The sequence below is a fragment of the Methylobacterium sp. P5_C11 genome, from assembly GCF_054049775.1.
The window spans coordinates 1-15609 of sequence record NZ_JBFULS010000086.1; the positions used below are offsets into that span (position 1 = coordinate 1).

A 15609-nucleotide genomic window follows, 5' to 3' on the forward strand; every position below is an offset into this window, starting at 1 on the left:
CGAAGAGTGTCTGCTTATAAGATCAAAAACAATATTTTGATTTACATTGCGAAAATTGTCACGGAATGACTTTGATCGCATAAAATAACGAATAGATTCGCCATTTGCACCTCCCCCGATCTCGGGATGCTTTGGGTGACGCGAAACCATTCCAAAAACTGACTGATTAATATCCCTCTCCTGAACCACTCTCCACAAAGAACTTGTAATTGTGTTTCCATATGTCTTTGATAAGCTTTTTATAGATTTGAAATTGAACTCTAGATCTCGGGCATCGTTGCTAAATCTACCCCTTAGAAATAACAACTGCCCGGCAGCATAGTTAGCTTCACCTTCGACTAGGGCGTGGCATGCGGGGTCCAAAGTGAACTCGTCGTCTCCGAAAAGAAATTCTTTGTGCCAAGGGATTAAGCTGTGGCCAATCTCATGCCCTTCGATCCAGCGATGCTTGAGCCTGGGAACAGAGTCGTCGATGAGAATTCTTTTAGTGTCCGGCATCCAGAGCGCAGAAATTTTTGCCTTCTTTATGGCGTCGATTATGAGCCCTGGACGCAGCAAAAGCTGCTTCGTTCCGATTCTTATGCGATGAGTAAATTCGTCTATAAAACTCGCCTCAGTCGCACTGTAGAATTTTTTATCCAAACGCAGCAGTTCTCTGACAGCATCTAATGACAGCGGAGGGTCGGGGTTACCCAAGTCTTTGAGTAGACGATCTATAATGAAATTTATATCTGAAGCCTCGTGGTCCCCAACTCCTTCGATTTGCATTTCATGCTCCACCGTGCTGCGCTAGAAACTTAATGAAGTCCCTTAAAGCTTTTTGCTCGGCGCTACTAAGCTTCGACATGTCATCAGAACGAGCAGCAAATTTGAAAGCCTCATCTTGAAGTGCGGCATCATGTGTTATTGTCGCACCAGAAAGTTTCATCATCGCACGTTCTGGAACTTTAAAAACGGCTGCGAGCTGATGTACCGTTCTTGGTCGGGGCTTATGGCTGGGATCATGCTCGATCTTCCTGACCTCATCTTCATCGACCCTAGCCCTTTGCGAAAGCTCATATATAGTAACACCATCTCTTCTTCTAAGCTGCCTGACCAACACTCCGAAAGCTACTTTCAGCTTTTGTCGATCAGCACCATCCTCAGCAAGCTCTGATGGCAGAAACATTCCGATCTCTGCCAAAGTATGACTAGGACAGCCGGCTTCAGAGTCCAGATCTGCATCGGCCATGATCTTTTCCCGGAGCCGATCCCGAGAGATCATCATCTTCATAGCTGCACTCCTATGTGACAAATTTGAGCGCCTGAGCTTCGGTGAACTCGAAGTAACGCATCTTCTTAGCTTCATCGAAGCCCAAATCGGTCATTCCGCATTGATCTCGGTACCAACTTTCGGCACCCGCCAAAGCATGCAATCCTATCCTACCACCGTGCTCTTCATGCTTACTTAAGCTCACCGCAGCGGTAAGTAGAATTCTTCCAACACCCTTGTAGATTGGCGCGTCAGTAAAGCGCGGCCGGTTCCAAGGTGCTGCAGATAATAACAAAACTTCGGTCAACGGGCGACCAGCCTGCGACTCCTCACGGGCAAACCCCATGGGCATAGCGAGCATCAATCCTTGCGTTTGCCCGGCACATTCGATTGCGAAGCCGGTCAAGAAGGAGTGCTCGATCAATTCGGCCTTTTTCGGCCAGTCCCAATGCGCATCTTCTATCCCGGCCGCACGCAAACCTTCACCCGTATAATTCCCTGAGGCTTTCAATTCCTCTCGCTTCTTATCGAAAGATGGCCTCCAACGGTTTTTGAAATCCTGCACATTATTCGCAGCGATCTCGGAGAAAAGAGAAGCTGTTTCGAATGCTTGTGCGTTCCGATTCCAGAGATCGTAATCTCCGATATGCTTTCTGCTCACAGCACCATCAGCTCCGATTTGTCTTTCGTTACGGGATGCTCAAAAAATATCTTTTCCCCTTGATCGATTCTGYAGCACAGGGAGTGATACAGACGCAATGACTGCTTTATGACCGCTGTTTTTGACATCCCTTTCTCTGCCGCGAGGCGATCCAAAAGCCCCATCTCGCGCTCGCTCAGGACCAACGACATAGCCTTCCTGTCGGTCAAACAAACCTCCCTGCGTTGCAGCCATACATAATATGAACACAAAACGTATGTCAAGTGCATAGTTCACTGTTTGTTCTAAAAATCCGCAGGCCTCATTGCTGCCGGAACGGTCCTGCATTTTTCGCAGAAGCGGCCTCGGCCGGATGCGCTCTTTGCTGTGGCTGTCTGCCATACGACATTCCTCCGTTCGCTCCTTTAGGACCGTTGCGCTACCGCTCTTGACCTGGTCGGAGCGACAGTTACTGCGCGACCGCGTCGTCGTGGAAACCGCGGACATCGAAGATCCTGCGGACGACCCCCGTCCGCTTCGCCTCGTCCAGCCAGGCCGTGACGTAGGCGAGGGCGCCGGGACGGCCTTTCGGGACGGCGACCGCGACCTGCGTCTGCTGGAAGCCGCCGCTGACGATCCGTGAGCCCGGGACCTGCTCGACAACCGGTCGGAGCGTGTCACGCGAAAGGGCGAATGCATCCGCCTGCCCGGCGCGCATGAGCGCGACCGCCTCAGCCACGGAGGGAACCGCGACGGGCTGCGTGTGCGCTAGCGTGCGAGCGGAGGCGCGGGACGTCGTGGTGCCGTCTATCGCCAGGACCCGGAGACCCGGCCGGTCCACCTGCGCCACGTCGGTGATGCCGGAGGCACCGCTGACCAGATAGGTGCTCTCCAGGTCGTAATAGCCCGGCCCGAAATCGAGCACCTGCCGCCGCGCCGCGTCGACCGGCATGAAGCTCACGTCGATGGCCTCGGCCTGGAGCGCGGCGGCCGCAGCGCCGGAGTTCGGGAACAGAGTGACGGCCCGTGGGAGATCAAGCCGCCCTGCGAGATCGGCACTCAGGTCAGCCGTGACGCCGTCCGGCGTGCCGTCTTCTAGGCGGCGGACGAAGATCAAGCCGGCGGTCGGCGCCTCGATGAGGCCGACCCGCAGCGTACCCGTCGGGGCCAACTCGGCTTTGACGGCTGCATCCTGAGCGTGGCTGGAAAGCGTCATGCTGGCGAAAATCGCTGCGGTGGATAGAAGCGAGCGAGCCCACGGCAGGGAACGCGCTGGAGGGCTCTCGCGGTGACACCTTGGTGACACCCGCGATCCCTGCATCAGGGCTTGCCCCTGCTAAGTTATTGAGAAGATTGGCGCACCCGACACGATTCGAACGTGTGACCTTTGCCTTCGGAGGGCAACGCTCTATCCAGCTGAGCTACGGGTGCTGGCCGTGGCATTCCCTAGCCCAACCGCGCCGCCAGCGCAACGGCACAGACGCGATCGCACTTGGCACGCAATCGCACTTGGCCAGTCTGCGCTGCGGCTCGGACGTCGCGGAAGCGTTGGCGAAGATGATCGCTCGGGCGCGTCAGGCCGCGCGCGAGCGCGCCGGGCTGAATCCGCGGGCAGGGAGACCGGGGTCGTCCGTCACGGCGCCGGAGCGATCCGCGCAGGCAAGCCGGCGGCGCCGCCGGTTGCAGCTGTGCCGGTTCCAGATCCCGGCGGCTCCGGCGCACCCGCTCCGGCAACGGCGGGCGCCGCCAGATACTCCGCGGGTGTTGCCCCCGCGTCCTTGCCTTCGCGTACCGTTTCCCGGCCCCTGATCGACGGACACAGGCGTTGTGGAGCGGGCAGGTTTGGTGGAGGCGACGGGCGGCCGGGATCCGCGGGAGAACAATTTCGGCTCCCTGCGTCTCCTGTTCGCAGGCCTCGTTATCCTCGCGCACGCCCCCGAACTCGTGGACGGAAACCGGTCGCGGGAGCTGCTGACGCAGGTCTTCGGCACCCTGTCCCTCGGGGAGAGCGCGGTCGACGGCTTCTTCCTCGTGAGCGGCTACCTGATCACCGCGAGCTACCGCGCCAAGCGCTCCTTCGCCGACTACCTCAGGCGGCGGGTTCTGCGGATCTATCCGGCCTTCGTGGTCGCATCGCTCCTGTGCATCGCCGTCGTCGCGCCCCTCGCTGGCGGCGACCTGGCGGCGGCCTCGCCCCTGCAGACCCTCGTGCGGCTGTCGCTGCTGCTCATGCCGGTGGTCCCGGGCGCCTTCGCGGAGTTGCCCTATCCGCTGCTCAACGGCTCGATGTGGACGATCCCCTGCGAGTTCGGCTGCTACCTGCTGCTCGGCCTCGTCGGCACCGCCCGCGCCCTGCGCCGCCGGGGGCGCTATCTGGCCCTCCTCGCCGGGCTCGGCGCCCTCCTCGTCCTGCGCTGGCTCTGCCTGCCCGTGGGCCATCCGGGCGATACCCTGGGCTCCCTGTCGGAGATGATCCGCCTCACCTTCGTGTTCTGCTGCGGCGGAGCCTTCCAGCTGTTCGCCGACCGGATCACCTACAGCCGGCGCGGCGCTGCCCTGGCCGCCCTCCTGCTCCTGCCGCTGATGTTCAGCCGGCCGCTGGCCGAGCCCGCCTTCGCGATCCTCGGCGGCTATCTGATCTTCTGGTTCGCCTTCGCGGTGCGCCCCAATGCCCTCAGCCGCGCCACCGCGCAGGTCGACCCGTCCTACGGGCTCTACCTCTATGCGTGGCCGGTGCAGAACCTTCTTGTGGCCTGGATCCCCGGGATCTCCCCCTGGACGGTCGCCGCCCTGACGTTCGCGGTGGCTCTCCCCCTCGGCCTGCTGAGCTGGCACCTGATCGAGCGGCCGATGCTCCGGTTCCGGCCCGGGATGGGCGCCGCGCGGGCCGGCGTGCCGGCGGCGCGCCCCGCCCTCGGCGCCTAGGCCCCCACCCGCCTCCCGTAACCGCGGCCGCTCTGGCGCGTTCTCGATGGACGGCCCGGAGGCCGTCCTGGAGGCGAGGCATGGCGCAGACCCTGGATCGCGGGACGCTGGACCGGCTGATCGCCGTGGGCCGGACCCGAGGGGCGCTCACCGCGGACGACCTGCGGGCCGCGCTCCCGGTGGAGCGCATGGATGTCGATGCCCTGGTCCTGGTGATGCTGGAGCTCGAGGCGGCGGGCGTCAGCGTCGAGCCCGAAGCCTTCGGACCGCCGACGGACCGGCCGGTGCCGGTCCCGGTCACGCTTCCGGCGTCGCCCCCCGGCGCAGCGGCACCGGTCCGGCCGGCGGACACAGGTCACGGCGCAGTCTCGGCCGCGACACCCCCCGCCCCGATTCGGCCCCCTGCGCCAGGGCCGGCTCCGGACAACCCGACCGATGCCGGCCGGGCCGTTCTCCTCGCCGGCCTCGCCACGGTGCTGGTCCTCGGCGCGGCGGTGCTGATGCTATGAGCGGCTCGCTGCGGAACGCTTCGACGGCCGGCCCCGTTGGCCCGGGCCGGCCGGAAACGGCTCAGAGGACCACCGCGCCGATGCGTCAGAGCCAAGACGGAACCCTCGCCCTTCTGATCGCCGCCCTGCGGGAGGGGACGGTACATGTCGAGGCGCTGCTGACGCTGGCGCGGACGGAAGTCGACGGCAACCTCCGGGCGTTGGTGTCGCTGATCGCCATCCTCGGCACGATCCCGGTGCTCCTGATCGTCACCTTCTTCCTCGGGCTCGACGCCGTGGTGAAGCTGCTGGCCCTCCCGTTCGGCTCCGAGGCGCCGGCAGCGCTGATCGTCGCCGCACCGTTCCTGGTCCTGGCCCTCGGACTCGGCTGGATGGGCGCGCGCCGGATGGCCCTCTCGAACCTGGAGCCCTGGCGGACGTGGCGCCAGGTGAAGCGGGACGTCCGGGAGGTGGCGCGCACCGAAGCCTGACACCAGAACTAAGACGGTTTTCTGTTCTCTGTCAGAGTGATGCAGTGCAACTCTCCCGCGTCAGGTGAAGAGTGCGCCGCCGGGTCCGTCTCTCCGTCCGGCCCCTCGGTCCCGCGGAAGCGCGCCAGACACGTCTCCCCGTAAGCCATTGATCAACAGGCATTTTTTCCCGGGCACGACCAGCGCCCGGGTGAGGCCCGCTCAGTACGTCGGCGTCAGCATCGCGGCGGGACCCGGCTCCAGAGGCACGTCGAGCCGACACCGCAGGCCACCGGCTTCGAAGGCGAGATCGACGGTGCCGGCGAGTTCGTGCCGCACGCCGCCGGTGATCAGGCGCGTCCCGAAGCCGACCCGGGTCGGCGCCTGCACCGGCGGGCCGTTGCTCTCCTGCCACGTGAGCTGCAGGCGCCGCGCGCCCGCCGCGAGCGACCACGCGATCCGGACGCGCCCCGCCTGGACCGAGAGGGCGCCGTACTTGGCAGCGTTGGTGGTCAGCTCGTGGATCGTCATGCCGAGGGCCAGGACCTCCCGGGGGCTCAGCGACAGGTCCGGACCGTCCAGGCGGATCTGGTCGACACCGGTCCGATAGGGGCTGAGTTCGTTCTCCAGCACCGCGCGCAGGGAGGCGCCGCTCCAGTCCTCGCGGGTCAGGAGGTCGTGGGTCTTGGACAAGGCCAGGATCCGCGCCTCCAGGACGTCCGCTGAGCCGCGGGACTGGCGGGCGAGGGCCTGGACGGTGGCCAGGGTGTTCTTCACCCGGTGGTTCAGTTCGTGCAGCATCGTGCCCTGGCGCGCCTGCAGGGAACGGCCGCGCTGGATCTCCGCGTGCAGCGCGGCGGTGCTGCGCTGGAGCGTGCCGGCCATGGCGTCGAGCTTGCTCCCGAGCCGGTCGAACTCCGCCCCGCCGCGCAGGCCCGTGCGGGCGGCGAGGTCGCCCGCCTGCCACGCCGCCGCAGTGCGCAGGAGCCGGTCGACCGGGCGGCGGATGAATACCCGCCCGGCCACGAGGGCGGCGGCCAGCGCCAGCGCCGCCCCGAGGGCGATCAGCACCAGCCCGCGGCGGGTCGCGGCGTCGATATCCGCGAAGGCGGCGGCATAGTCGCGCCCGACCACCACGCGCACCCCGGCGAGCGGCCCGTCAGGCGCCGCCGTGGCGATGACCCGCAGGCGGCCGTCGAGCCCCCCGGCGACGCGCACGGCGTCGCCCTGGGCCGCCAGCATGGCGACCCGGGCGGGCGGCATCGGCTTGCCGATCCAGGACGCCTCGTCCGGGCGGCGGGCGATGATCAGACCGTCGCGGTCCGTGACGGTGATCGCCGTCTCCACCTGATGGAGCGCCTGCTCCAGGTGATCGGAGAGCCAGTCGAGATCGACGGCGGCGAGGAGGACGCCGGTGGGGGCGCCCGCCGCGTCACCGCCGTGGACCGCCCGGGCGAAGTGGATCGAGGGCCGCTTCGTCTGGAGGCCGAAAGCGTAGCCGCCCACCGCATAGCCGCCCCGCTCCAGGGCGCGGTGGAGATAGGCGCGGCTGCGGCTCGAATAGGCTCCCGCGGGCGAACCGGCGCTGTCGCAGATCACGGTGCCCTCGGAATCGGTGAGAGCGATCAGACGCACGTGCGGCAGCCGCGCGGCGGCGCGGCGCAGATAGCCGGAGCAGGCCGCGGGGTCCCGCGCCTGCACCGAGGAATCCCCCGCCATCAAGTCGAGGGCCTGCTCCATCCGCTCGGAGATCTGCTGGAAATCCTCCGCCACGTCCCGCGCGGTGGCGCGGACCTCGGCCTGCACGGCCGCGTCGCGGCTCGCCCGCAGGGCGACCTCGTTATAGCCCTGGATCGCCAGCGCCGGGGCGAGGGCGAGGAGGACCAGCAGCAGGATGCGGGTCGTCAGCGAGAGGGGCAGGGACGCGGGAAACGGGAAACGCGGCACCATGGGCGGTCAGTCGGGACCGGCGATCATCGCACCCGCCCCGCGGAGCCAGCGCCGCCACGACGATCGGCTCGGCAGGGCCGTCGCCGAAGGTCTCGGTCTCGGCGCGGCCGGAGACCCGCATCCGCATCCGCGCTCATGGAGCGCCGCCGCACCGGGCAGGCGACGGGCGGGGGCAGGGGGCTTCGATGGCGGGACGCCGGATCATGCCGGCCTTGTTGCAGAACCGATCGGCCCTTGCCAGTGGGCCGACGCGCCCGGTCCGTGGGATGGATCGTCTCAGCGGCCGCGGGGCCGCCCAGCCTGCGGGCGCAGGTGCAGGAAGCTGCGCTCGCCGGTGGCGGCCTCGGCCACGTGCTGGATCGTGTCGAGCAGGTCGGCCACGGCCTGCGGTGCGGCCGGACGGAACCCGGCCGTCGGTTCGACCCAGCGTTTCTGCGTCCGCCCCGCGGCGATCTGCGCCTCGCTCAGCGCGTCGAAATCCCGGTGTCGGGTCATGGCTCAGCCCTCCGGGGGGAACTCTGTCCGGGGTATGGTTGACGAAAGGTTAACGCTGCGTTCGGCGATCCAAACCCGGGCGGCGGGCGCCGGCTTGATCCCCGGCGCGGACCCTTCTAAGGAGAAAAAATCGAGGCTTTTCAATAGATTAGTGTGATTATAAACTACAGCCCCCGGCCGGTCGTGATGCTCAAGGCAGGATCCGGGTGGCGATGACCGGATCCGTCGGCCCCGCCCTCGGCGCCCGGTTCGCCGACGCCCTGGCCGGCCTGCGGCCGCTGGCACCGTTCTTCTGCCTCTACATGACCTTCGGGGCGACGCTCGGCTTCCTGTCCGGCGGGGCGCCGCTGATCCTGCGGGCGCGGGGCGTGGACCTGGCCGAGGTCGGGCTGCTGCAGCTGATCAACCTGCCGGTCGGGCTGACCTTCCTGTGGGCACCGGTCCTCGACCGGATCCGCCTGCCGCTCCTCGCCCATCGGCTCGGCTGGATCGCCGCCGCGCAGGCCCTGGCGGTGGCCCTGCTGGTCACCCTGAGCTTCGGCGAGTCCTGGCCGCTGCCTGCACTCCTCGCCCTGGCGATCGCCGTCTGCGCCTGCGTGGCGACCATGGATATCGCCCTCGAAGCCCTGGTGGTCGAGACCGTGCCGGCGGCACAGCGCACCGTCGTGGCCTCCGCCAAGCTGTGCGGCGCGTCGCTGGGCGGCATCCTGGGGGTCGGCGTGCTGGTCGGCGCCTACGATGGCCTCGGCTGGCGCGGGGCGGTCCTGGCCTGCGCGGCCCTCGACCTCCTCTGCCTACTGCCGATCCTGGACTACCCGGAGGCGCGGCGACGCGGGGCCGGGATCCAGCCGGACCGAGGGTCGGGCTCCCTGGCGCGGCTGCGCCTGCTGGGCGGGCGGGTGCTGGTGCTCGGCGCGTATTTCGCCGCCGCCTACCTGCTGGCCGGCCCCACCACCCTGGCGCTCCTCGATCTCGGCGTGCCGCTGGCGCAGGTCGGGTTCCTGACCGGCACCGTCCTGCCGGCGGTCAACTTGATCATGGCGCTGGCGGCGGGCGGGCTGGCGGCACGGTTCGGCACCGTCCGGCTGATCGCCGCGGGGGCGCTCGGCGTCCTCGCCTCCGGGGGCCTGATGGCTATCGCCTGCGCGGGCGGGTCGGCGGCGCTCGGGATCGCCGCCACCCTCCTGAACTTCTTCGCGGGCGGCTTCCTCGGGGTGCCGGTGTTCAACATGATCTATCGCTGGGCTCAGGGGCCGCAGCCGGCCACCGACTACGCGCTGCTGTTCGGAGCCGCCTTCTTCGCCGCCATGCCCCTGCGGGTCGCCGCCCCGGCGCTCGCGGGCTGGATCGGCTGGCCCGGCTACTTCGCCGCCAGCCTGCCGCTCTATGCCGCCGCGGTGGCGTGGCTCGCCGTCGCGGTGGGCCGGACCCTGCAGGCCGACGGGGCGGCGCGATGAGCGCCGGGATCGCCGCGCAGGTCGCCGCCCGGGTGCCCGATTCGCTCGCAGCCTACCGCGACGGCGTCGCGGCCGGCCCCGGAGGCCCGGACGCGCTGCCCCTCGGTGCCCTGCGCGACGCGGCGGTGTTCGACGCGACCCTCGCGGCCTTCGGGGCGGGTTTCGGCGCCGACTTCCAGAGGGCGGATCCGCGGGTGCGGGTCTCGTACTGGAGCCAGTACTACCTCGCGGCCCTGGCGACGCCGGCGCTGACCGCCCTGGTCCGCCTGGGGCGCCCGCTGCCGCTGGCCTTCGACGCGGTCAGCCTCGAACTCGACGCGGCGGGACGCCCGTGCCGCTTCCGCCTGCCGGCGGACGGATCGCCCTGCGCCGCCTGTCCGGCGCCCGGGCTCACCGGGCTGGTGGAGGCGCATCTGCGTCCCTTCGTGGCGCTGTGCCAGGCCCGGTGCGGGATCGCGCCCCGGGTCCTGTGGGGCAACGCCGCCGTGGTCCTCGACTACGTCGCCCGGGAACTCGGCGGTCCGGACCGCTGCGGGCGAGACGGGACGGGCGCCGACCCGGCCTGTGACGACGTCGCGGCCTGCCTCGGATGGCGTGCCCGGCCGGGCTGCGCTACGAGCCCCCTGGCGCAGGCGCTCTGCCCGGGGGCGTCGGGCTGCCGGCGGCGGCGCGTCTGCTGCCTGCGCCACCGCCTGCCGGGGGTGCCGTCCTGCGGCACGCTCTGCCCCGTCGAATGCGCCGCCCCACGTTGATCCGAGCCGCGCGATGCTGAAGGCCTTCCTCGCCTATTACCGGCCGTACCGGACTCTGTTCCTGGTCGATTTCAGCTGCGCGGTGCTGTCCGGCCTGCTGGAACTCGGCTTCCCCGTCGCCGTGAAGGGCTTCATCGACTCGCTCCTGCCCCGGCAGGACTGGGGGCTGATCCTGCTCGCCGCCGCCGCCCTGGCGCTGATCTACGTCGCCAATGCCGGCCTGATGGTGGTCGTCACCTACTGGGGCCACGTGCTCGGCATCAACATCGAGACCACGATGCGGGCGCGGGCCTTCGATCACCTGCAGAAGCTCTCGTTCCGCTTCTACGACGGCCAGAAGACCGGCCACCTCGTCGCCCGGGTGACCAAGGACCTGGAGGAGATCGGCGAGGTCGCCCATCACGGACCCGAGGACCTGTTCATCGCCGTGATGACGCTGCTGGGCGCCTTCGCGCTGATGCTCATGGTGCACGCGCCCCTGGCGCTGCTCACCGGGGCGATCCTGCCGGTCATCGCCTTCGTATCCCTCCGCTACGGCGGCCGCATGACCCGCAACTGGCAGGCCCAGTACGGCCGGGTCGGGGCCTTCAACGCCCGGATCGAGGAGAATGTCGGCGGGATGCGTGTGGTGCAGGCCTTCGCCAACGAGACGCACGAGCGCGCCCTGTTCGCCCGCGACAACGCCCGCTACCGGGACACCAAGCTCGAGGCCTACCGGCTGATGGCCGCGGGCCTGTCGATCAACTACCTCGGCCTGCGCCTCGTGCAGATCGCGGTGCTGCTGGGCGGCGCCGCCTTCGTGGTCCGGGGCGACCTGACGCCCGGCGGCTTCGTGGGCTTCCTGCTGCTGGTCGGCGTGTTCTACCGGCCGCTGGAGAAGATCGGCGCCGTGGTGGAGACTTATCCCAAGGGGGTCGCGGGCTTCCGCCGCTATCAGGACCTGCTGGCCACCGAGCCCGACATCACCGACCGGCCGGACGCCCGCGCGGTGCCGTCCCTGCGCGGCGACATCCGCTTCGAGGGCGTGGGCTTCGGCTACGGCCCTGGCCGGCCGGTCTTCACCGGCCTCGACCTCGCGGTGGCGGCCGGCGAGACGGTGGCGTTCGTCGGACCCTCGGGCGTCGGGAAGACGACCCTCTGCGCCCTGCTGCCCCGGTTCTACGAGGTCGAGGCCGGCCGGATCACGATCGACGGGATCGACATCCGCGACCTGACGCTGGCAAGCCTGCGGCGCCAGATCGGCATCGTGCAGCAGGACGTGTTCCTGTTCGCTGGCACGATCCGGGAGAACATCGCCTACGGCCGCCTCGACGCCACCGAGGCCGAGATCGACGCCGCCGCCCGGCGCGCGCGGCTCGGCGCCCTGATCGACGACCTGCCGGAGGGGCTCGACACGGTGGTAGGCGAGCGCGGCGTGCGCCTGTCGGGCGGCCAGAAGCAGCGTATCGCCATCGCGCGCGTCTTCCTCCGGAACCCGCCGATCCTGATCCTCGACGAGGCGACCTCGGCGCTCGACACCGAGACCGAGCGGGAAATCCAGCGGGCGCTGGCCGAACTCGCTCGCGGGCGCACGACCCTGGTGATCGCCCACCGCCTCGCGACCATCCGCGACGCCGACCGGATCGTGGTTCTCGGGGCGGCCGGGGTGGTAGAGGAGGGCCGGCACGCGGCGCTGGTCGCGGCCGGCGGCCCGTACAGCCGCCTGCACGCGGCCCAGTTCGGACGGGACGGGGAATCCGGGTCGGCCATCCTCGCCGCGGAGTGAGGCGCGCCGGATGAGACTGCGGCGCGTCGCTGCCTCCTCCGCGCGTGCGCTTCCCCGATCGCGGGCTCCAGCCGCAGACCCGGCGGCCGCGCGGGAAACCCGTTCAGAGCCGGGCCGGCACCCCGGATCCCGTCGATTCCCGGACGACGAGGCGCGTGGGAAACAGCCTCTGGGCGAGGTTGTCCGGCGCCCGCGTCCCCTCGATCAGCTCGACCAGCGTCGCGAAGGCGAAGCGGACCATGTCGAGGGTCGGGCCGTCCACCGAGGTCAGGCTCGGGACCGTGTAGGCGCCCTGGGTAAAGTTGTCGAAGCCGACGACGCGGATGTCCTCGGGGACGCGCACGCCGCGCCCGTGCAGCGCCTTCAGCACGCCGAACGCCACCCGATCGTTCGCCGCCACGATGGCGTCCGGCCGGCCGCCCGCCCGCGTCTCCGACCGCTCCAGCAGGGCGAGGGTCGCGCGATGGCCGCCCTCGGAGGTCCGGTCGCAGGGAACCACGAGGTCCTCGCGCAGCGGCAGCCCCGCCTCCGCGAGCGCGTCCTGATAGCCGCGGAACCGTTCGGTCACGGCGCGCGGCCGCTGGCCGTCGCGTTCCCCCGTGAACAGGCAGATCGACCGGCTCCCGGCCCGGACCAGATGCCGGACGGCGTCGCGGACCGCTTCGCGCTCGGCCCGCATGGCGAAATGCGTGCCGGGCACGTCCAGGCCGAACACGACGAAGGGGAACCGCTTGGCCTGCAGCAGCGCGATCAGCGGGTCGTCCCGGCGGTCGACGAACACCACCATCCCGTCGACCCGGGCCTCGCTGACCAGACCGGCGATCCGGCTCAGGCCATCCGGATCGTCGCCGCGGCGGCACCGGTGGACCAGCGTGTAGCCGTGCTGGTCGGCGACATGCGCGAAGGTCTGCAGGACGATGCCCTGCTGGGTCTCCTCCATCAGGCCGGACGCCGCGTCGGCGGGCTGTGTTCCGATGGAGAACACGCACGCGATGCTGCGGCTGGGCTTCTTGCGCAGGGACCGGGCCGCGAGGCTCGGCACGAAGTCCAGGTCGCGCATGGCCGTTTCGATGGTCTCGCGGGTGGTCCGGGCGACCTTCTCGGGATGGTTCAGAACCAGCGAGACCGTCTGAAAGCTCACGCCGGCCCGTCGCGCGACGTCCTTGATCGTCGTCTGGCCCATCGTCACCTCGAGCCCCGGGCCGCCCGGAGCCGCGCGGCACTGCCCCGTTCGAACAACCCGTCTAGAGCTGTATCGATCGGAGATAAAGCTGCGGACGCGACGATGAAAGTGGCTCCGAGCGGCACAATACCGGTCTTACGAGCACGAAATCTGGGATGTCCCGCACCGGGAAGACACCGATCCGCCGGGTCGGGGCTGTCCCCGTCAGCCGGCCCTCTGGCCCAGCGTCTGGATCAACCTGAGCAGCACGCCGCGGATATGGGATCGGAGGGGTTTGTTCTCTGCCATGGGACGCCGTTGGAAGCGCCGGACCGCGGCGCCTCAAGAAACACGCCCATTGGACTGGCGTTGCTACGTAAAAAGCGGGTTCGATGCCGCAGGGGCGACCCAGGACCATCCTCTAAGGACGTAGCGCGAGGCCCGCATCGACACGCCGCCAAGGCTCGTATGATGGCGCGGGATCGTCGACAGAACGCTTTTGATATGCGCGCGCAGTTTCGCTTTGCGGAGCGAGGCCGTCTCGGCGCTCGCGGTCGGTGGATTGGCGGAGGTCGACATGTCACGGGCTCCCGCTCAGGAGCGCCGCCTCACCGAGCCACCGGACAAGGGCCAGGGGCGACGCTCGACGTTTCTATAGTTCATCGACGACGCGAAATCTCATCGACATTTGATAACCCAAAACTAATTGGTGTTTTAAATGTATTAAGGTTTATTCGGCCCAAGACTTAACCCCATCATGTTCCGCACTACGTAGAGATTCCGAACGACCGCCTCAGGGCGGCAGCAGGGGGGAGGTCGGTGCCAGAGCGTTTCTACTTCGACGTCGAGAACGCCGAGGAGACGATCCGCGACGAGGACGGTGTGGAGGTCGGCAGCCTGGAGGAGGCCCTGGCCGAGGCGCGCAGCGTCATCTCCGAGATGGCCGATGAGATCTGCGCCGCCGATCCCAGCCGCTTCTGGAGCCTGGTCGTGCGCGACACCTCCGGACGCCCCGTCTGCCGGCTGCCGATCCGGCGCTAGGGCATCGTTCCGATCGCGGCCTCCGACCCGATGCGCGAGGACTGCTCCGCCGCGGTCGACAAGAAGCCCGCCGCGGCACGGGCCGGGCGGGCTGGAGGTGGTCTCGTCTCGGAGAAGACCGACCGTAGTGGCCGCCCGGCGGCCGCGCATCCCCCATCCGGGTGAGAGCGCCACACGATCCCGCGACCGTGGCGGGGTCTTGGCCGACGCCGACCGCCGCGGGGCAAGACGCGTCCGCCCCCCGGACGCACGGCTCGGCATCCCCGCGACGGGATCCGCGGTGCGCGGAGACCATCGCCGGACAGGGGCGCCCATCAGCCTCCGAAGGGGCGGGGCGGCAGGCCGGCCACGCCGACATCGAGTTCGAAGAGGGCGCCGGCCTCGGGCACATGCTCGGCCCCCCGCGCGGCCGAGGTGACGAACAGGCGGTCGAGACCGGCGCCCGCGAAGGTGCAGCTCGTGATGTTGGGCGCGGGCAGCGGGATCGCCCGCATCAGGCGTCCCTCCGGATCCACCCGGCTGAGACGCCCGCCGCCCCAATGGGCGATCCAGAGGCAGCCCTCGGCATCCGTGGTCATCCCGTCGGGCCAGCCCCAATCGTCCGGAAAGCGCAGGAAGGGCCGCTTGCCGGTCAGCCCGCCGTCCGCAGCGAGGTCGAAGGCGTAGACCGTCCGGGCGGCGCTGTCGCTGTGATAGAGGACCCGGCCGTCGCGGCTGAAGGTCGGCCCGTTGGCGACCCCGTAGCGGGTGTCCATCCGCCGCCAGGTCAGGTCCGGATCGAGCCGGTGCAGGGAACCGGAGACCGCCGTCTCGGCCTGGTGCATGGAGCCGGCCCAGATCCGGCCGGCGCCGTCGACCTTGGCGTCGTTCAGGCGGTTGTCCGGATGGTCCGGCTCGGGATCGCCGATCGGCACGAGGCGGTCGGCCTCCAGGTCGTAGGTCGCGAAGCCGCTCTTCAGCCCGACGACGAAGTCGCGCCGGCCGGCGCGGGGGAGGATCCAGCCCAGCGGTTCCGGGAACGGGCGCGTGCCCACCGCGCCGTCGGCGAGGTCGAGCCAGTTCAGGGCCGGGGCCTCGATGTCGACCCAGAACAGCACGCCCCGCTCCGGAACCCAGACCGGCCCCTMGCCGAGGCGGTCGCGCCGGGGCCGGTCGAGGATGCGGATCCGCGGGTCCATGGCGGCGCGCTCCCCCGTCCGGCCGCCGCTCAGG

General features: G+C 68.6%; 16 protein-coding genes and 1 tRNA gene. 7 read left to right on the forward strand and 10 right to left on the reverse strand.

Annotated features, from left to right (window positions below):
* The 6 genes from ACXJKQ_RS26495 to ACXJKQ_RS26520 all read right to left on the reverse strand — a co-directional run.
* Positions 1 to 768: ImmA/IrrE family metallo-endopeptidase (locus ACXJKQ_RS26495; protein WP_457108659.1), on the reverse strand; the 768-nt coding region annotated here is incomplete at its 3' end.
* 1 nt (position 769) lies between these two features.
* Complete coding sequence (locus tag ACXJKQ_RS26500) at positions 770 to 1273, reverse strand: helix-turn-helix domain-containing protein (protein WP_457108660.1); 504 nt, start codon at positions 1271 to 1273, stop codon at positions 770 to 772.
* 10 nt (positions 1274 to 1283) lie between these two features.
* On the reverse strand, positions 1284 to 1913 hold the full coding sequence (locus tag ACXJKQ_RS26505) for a hypothetical protein (RefSeq protein WP_457108661.1): 630 nt from the start codon (positions 1911 to 1913) through the stop codon (positions 1284 to 1286).
* Complete coding sequence (locus tag ACXJKQ_RS26510) at positions 1910 to 2122, reverse strand: ribbon-helix-helix protein, CopG family (protein WP_457108662.1); 213 nt, start codon at positions 2120 to 2122, stop codon at positions 1910 to 1912. The genes ACXJKQ_RS26505 and ACXJKQ_RS26510 overlap by 4 nt, the downstream gene beginning before the upstream one ends.
* A gap of 239 nt (positions 2123 to 2361) precedes the next feature.
* The gene (locus ACXJKQ_RS26515; RefSeq protein WP_457108663.1) at positions 2362 to 3108 is read right to left on the reverse strand and encodes a transporter substrate-binding domain-containing protein; all 747 of its coding nucleotides are present in this window, start codon (positions 3106 to 3108) and stop codon (positions 2362 to 2364) included.
* 138 nt (positions 3109 to 3246) lie between these two features.
* Positions 3247 to 3323, reverse strand: a tRNA-Arg gene (locus ACXJKQ_RS26520).
* A 414-nt stretch (positions 3324 to 3737) separates the two neighbouring features.
* On the opposite strand from ACXJKQ_RS26520, the gene ACXJKQ_RS26525 reads away from it, so the two are divergent.
* From ACXJKQ_RS26525 to ACXJKQ_RS26535, 3 genes are all read left to right on the forward strand, one after another.
* Positions 3738 to 4817: an acyltransferase family protein gene (locus ACXJKQ_RS26525; RefSeq protein ID WP_457108674.1), complete on the forward strand. Its 1080-nt coding sequence runs from the start codon at positions 3738 to 3740 to the stop codon at positions 4815 to 4817.
* A gap of 80 nt (positions 4818 to 4897) precedes the next feature.
* Positions 4898 to 5326 carry an RNA polymerase sigma factor region1.1 domain-containing protein gene (locus ACXJKQ_RS26530; protein ID WP_457108664.1) on the forward strand — a complete coding sequence of 143 codons (429 nt, stop codon included), beginning with the start codon at positions 4898 to 4900 and terminating at the stop codon, positions 5324 to 5326.
* A gap of 80 nt (positions 5327 to 5406) precedes the next feature.
* Complete coding sequence (locus ACXJKQ_RS26535) at positions 5407 to 5796, forward strand: phage holin family protein (protein WP_457108665.1); 390 nt, start codon at positions 5407 to 5409, stop codon at positions 5794 to 5796.
* A gap of 201 nt (positions 5797 to 5997) precedes the next feature.
* Here the strand turns inward: ACXJKQ_RS26535 and ACXJKQ_RS26540 are convergent, their stop codons facing one another.
* Positions 5998 to 7725, reverse strand: a complete 1728-nt coding sequence (locus ACXJKQ_RS26540; protein WP_457108666.1) for an HWE histidine kinase domain-containing protein — start codon at positions 7723 to 7725, stop codon at positions 5998 to 6000.
* Between the two features lie 276 nt (positions 7726 to 8001).
* Complete coding sequence (locus ACXJKQ_RS26545; protein WP_457108667.1) at positions 8002 to 8220, reverse strand: hypothetical protein; 219 nt, start codon at positions 8218 to 8220, stop codon at positions 8002 to 8004.
* 212 nt (positions 8221 to 8432) lie between these two features.
* Here ACXJKQ_RS26545 and ACXJKQ_RS26550 point away from each other — a divergent pair, with 212 nt between their 5' ends.
* From ACXJKQ_RS26550 to ACXJKQ_RS26560, 3 genes are read left to right on the forward strand one after another with little or no spacing between them, the layout of a single operon-like run.
* On the forward strand, positions 8433 to 9677 hold the full coding sequence (locus tag ACXJKQ_RS26550; RefSeq protein WP_457108668.1) for an MFS transporter: 1245 nt from the start codon (positions 8433 to 8435) through the stop codon (positions 9675 to 9677).
* Positions 9674 to 10429: a siderophore-iron reductase FhuF gene (fhuF, locus tag ACXJKQ_RS26555; protein WP_457108669.1), complete on the forward strand. Its 756-nt coding sequence runs from the start codon at positions 9674 to 9676 to the stop codon at positions 10427 to 10429. Before ACXJKQ_RS26550 ends, fhuF begins: the two co-directional genes overlap by 4 nt.
* 13 nt (positions 10430 to 10442) lie before the next feature.
* On the forward strand, positions 10443 to 12194 hold the full coding sequence (locus tag ACXJKQ_RS26560; protein ID WP_457108670.1) for an ABC transporter ATP-binding protein: 1752 nt from the start codon (positions 10443 to 10445) through the stop codon (positions 12192 to 12194).
* A gap of 103 nt (positions 12195 to 12297) precedes the next feature.
* Here the strand turns inward: ACXJKQ_RS26560 and ACXJKQ_RS26565 are convergent, their stop codons facing one another.
* Positions 12298 to 13377: a LacI family DNA-binding transcriptional regulator gene (locus ACXJKQ_RS26565; protein ID WP_457108671.1), complete on the reverse strand. Its 1080-nt coding sequence runs from the start codon at positions 13375 to 13377 to the stop codon at positions 12298 to 12300.
* A 798-nt stretch (positions 13378 to 14175) separates the two neighbouring features.
* Between ACXJKQ_RS26565 and ACXJKQ_RS26570 the strand changes: the two genes are divergently transcribed.
* Entirely contained in the window at positions 14176 to 14397 is a 222-nt protein-coding gene (locus ACXJKQ_RS26570; protein WP_457108672.1) for a DUF6894 family protein, read from the forward strand.
* Positions 14398 to 14711: 314 nt separating this feature from the next.
* Here ACXJKQ_RS26570 and ACXJKQ_RS26575 read toward each other — a convergent pair.
* A partial coding sequence (locus ACXJKQ_RS26575) for an SMP-30/gluconolactonase/LRE family protein (RefSeq protein ID WP_457108673.1) occupies positions 14712 to 15609 on the reverse strand: 898 nt, incomplete at its 5' end.

Coding starts and splice junctions, on each gene's coding strand:
- ACXJKQ_RS26500 (WP_457108660.1), bottom strand. CDS start 1,273: ATGAAGATGATGATCTCTCGGGATCGGCTCCGGGAAAAGATCATGGCC.
- ACXJKQ_RS26515 (WP_457108663.1), bottom strand. CDS start 3,108: ATGACGCTTTCCAGCCACGCTCAGGATGCAGCCGTCAAAGCCGAGTTG.
- ACXJKQ_RS26530 (WP_457108664.1), top strand. CDS start 4,898: ATGGCGCAGACCCTGGATCGCGGGACGCTGGACCGGCTGATCGCCGTG.
- ACXJKQ_RS26535 (WP_457108665.1), top strand. CDS start 5,407: ATGCGTCAGAGCCAAGACGGAACCCTCGCCCTTCTGATCGCCGCCCTG.
- ACXJKQ_RS26540 (WP_457108666.1), bottom strand. CDS start 7,725: ATGGTGCCGCGTTTCCCGTTTCCCGCGTCCCTGCCCCTCTCGCTGACG.
- ACXJKQ_RS26545 (WP_457108667.1), bottom strand. CDS start 8,220: ATGACCCGACACCGGGATTTCGACGCGCTGAGCGAGGCGCAGATCGCC.
- ACXJKQ_RS26550 (WP_457108668.1), top strand. CDS start 8,433: ATGACCGGATCCGTCGGCCCCGCCCTCGGCGCCCGGTTCGCCGACGCC.
- fhuF (WP_457108669.1), top strand. CDS start 9,674: ATGAGCGCCGGGATCGCCGCGCAGGTCGCCGCCCGGGTGCCCGATTCG.
- ACXJKQ_RS26560 (WP_457108670.1), top strand. CDS start 10,443: ATGCTGAAGGCCTTCCTCGCCTATTACCGGCCGTACCGGACTCTGTTC.
- ACXJKQ_RS26565 (WP_457108671.1), bottom strand. CDS start 13,377: ATGGGCCAGACGACGATCAAGGACGTCGCGCGACGGGCCGGCGTGAGC.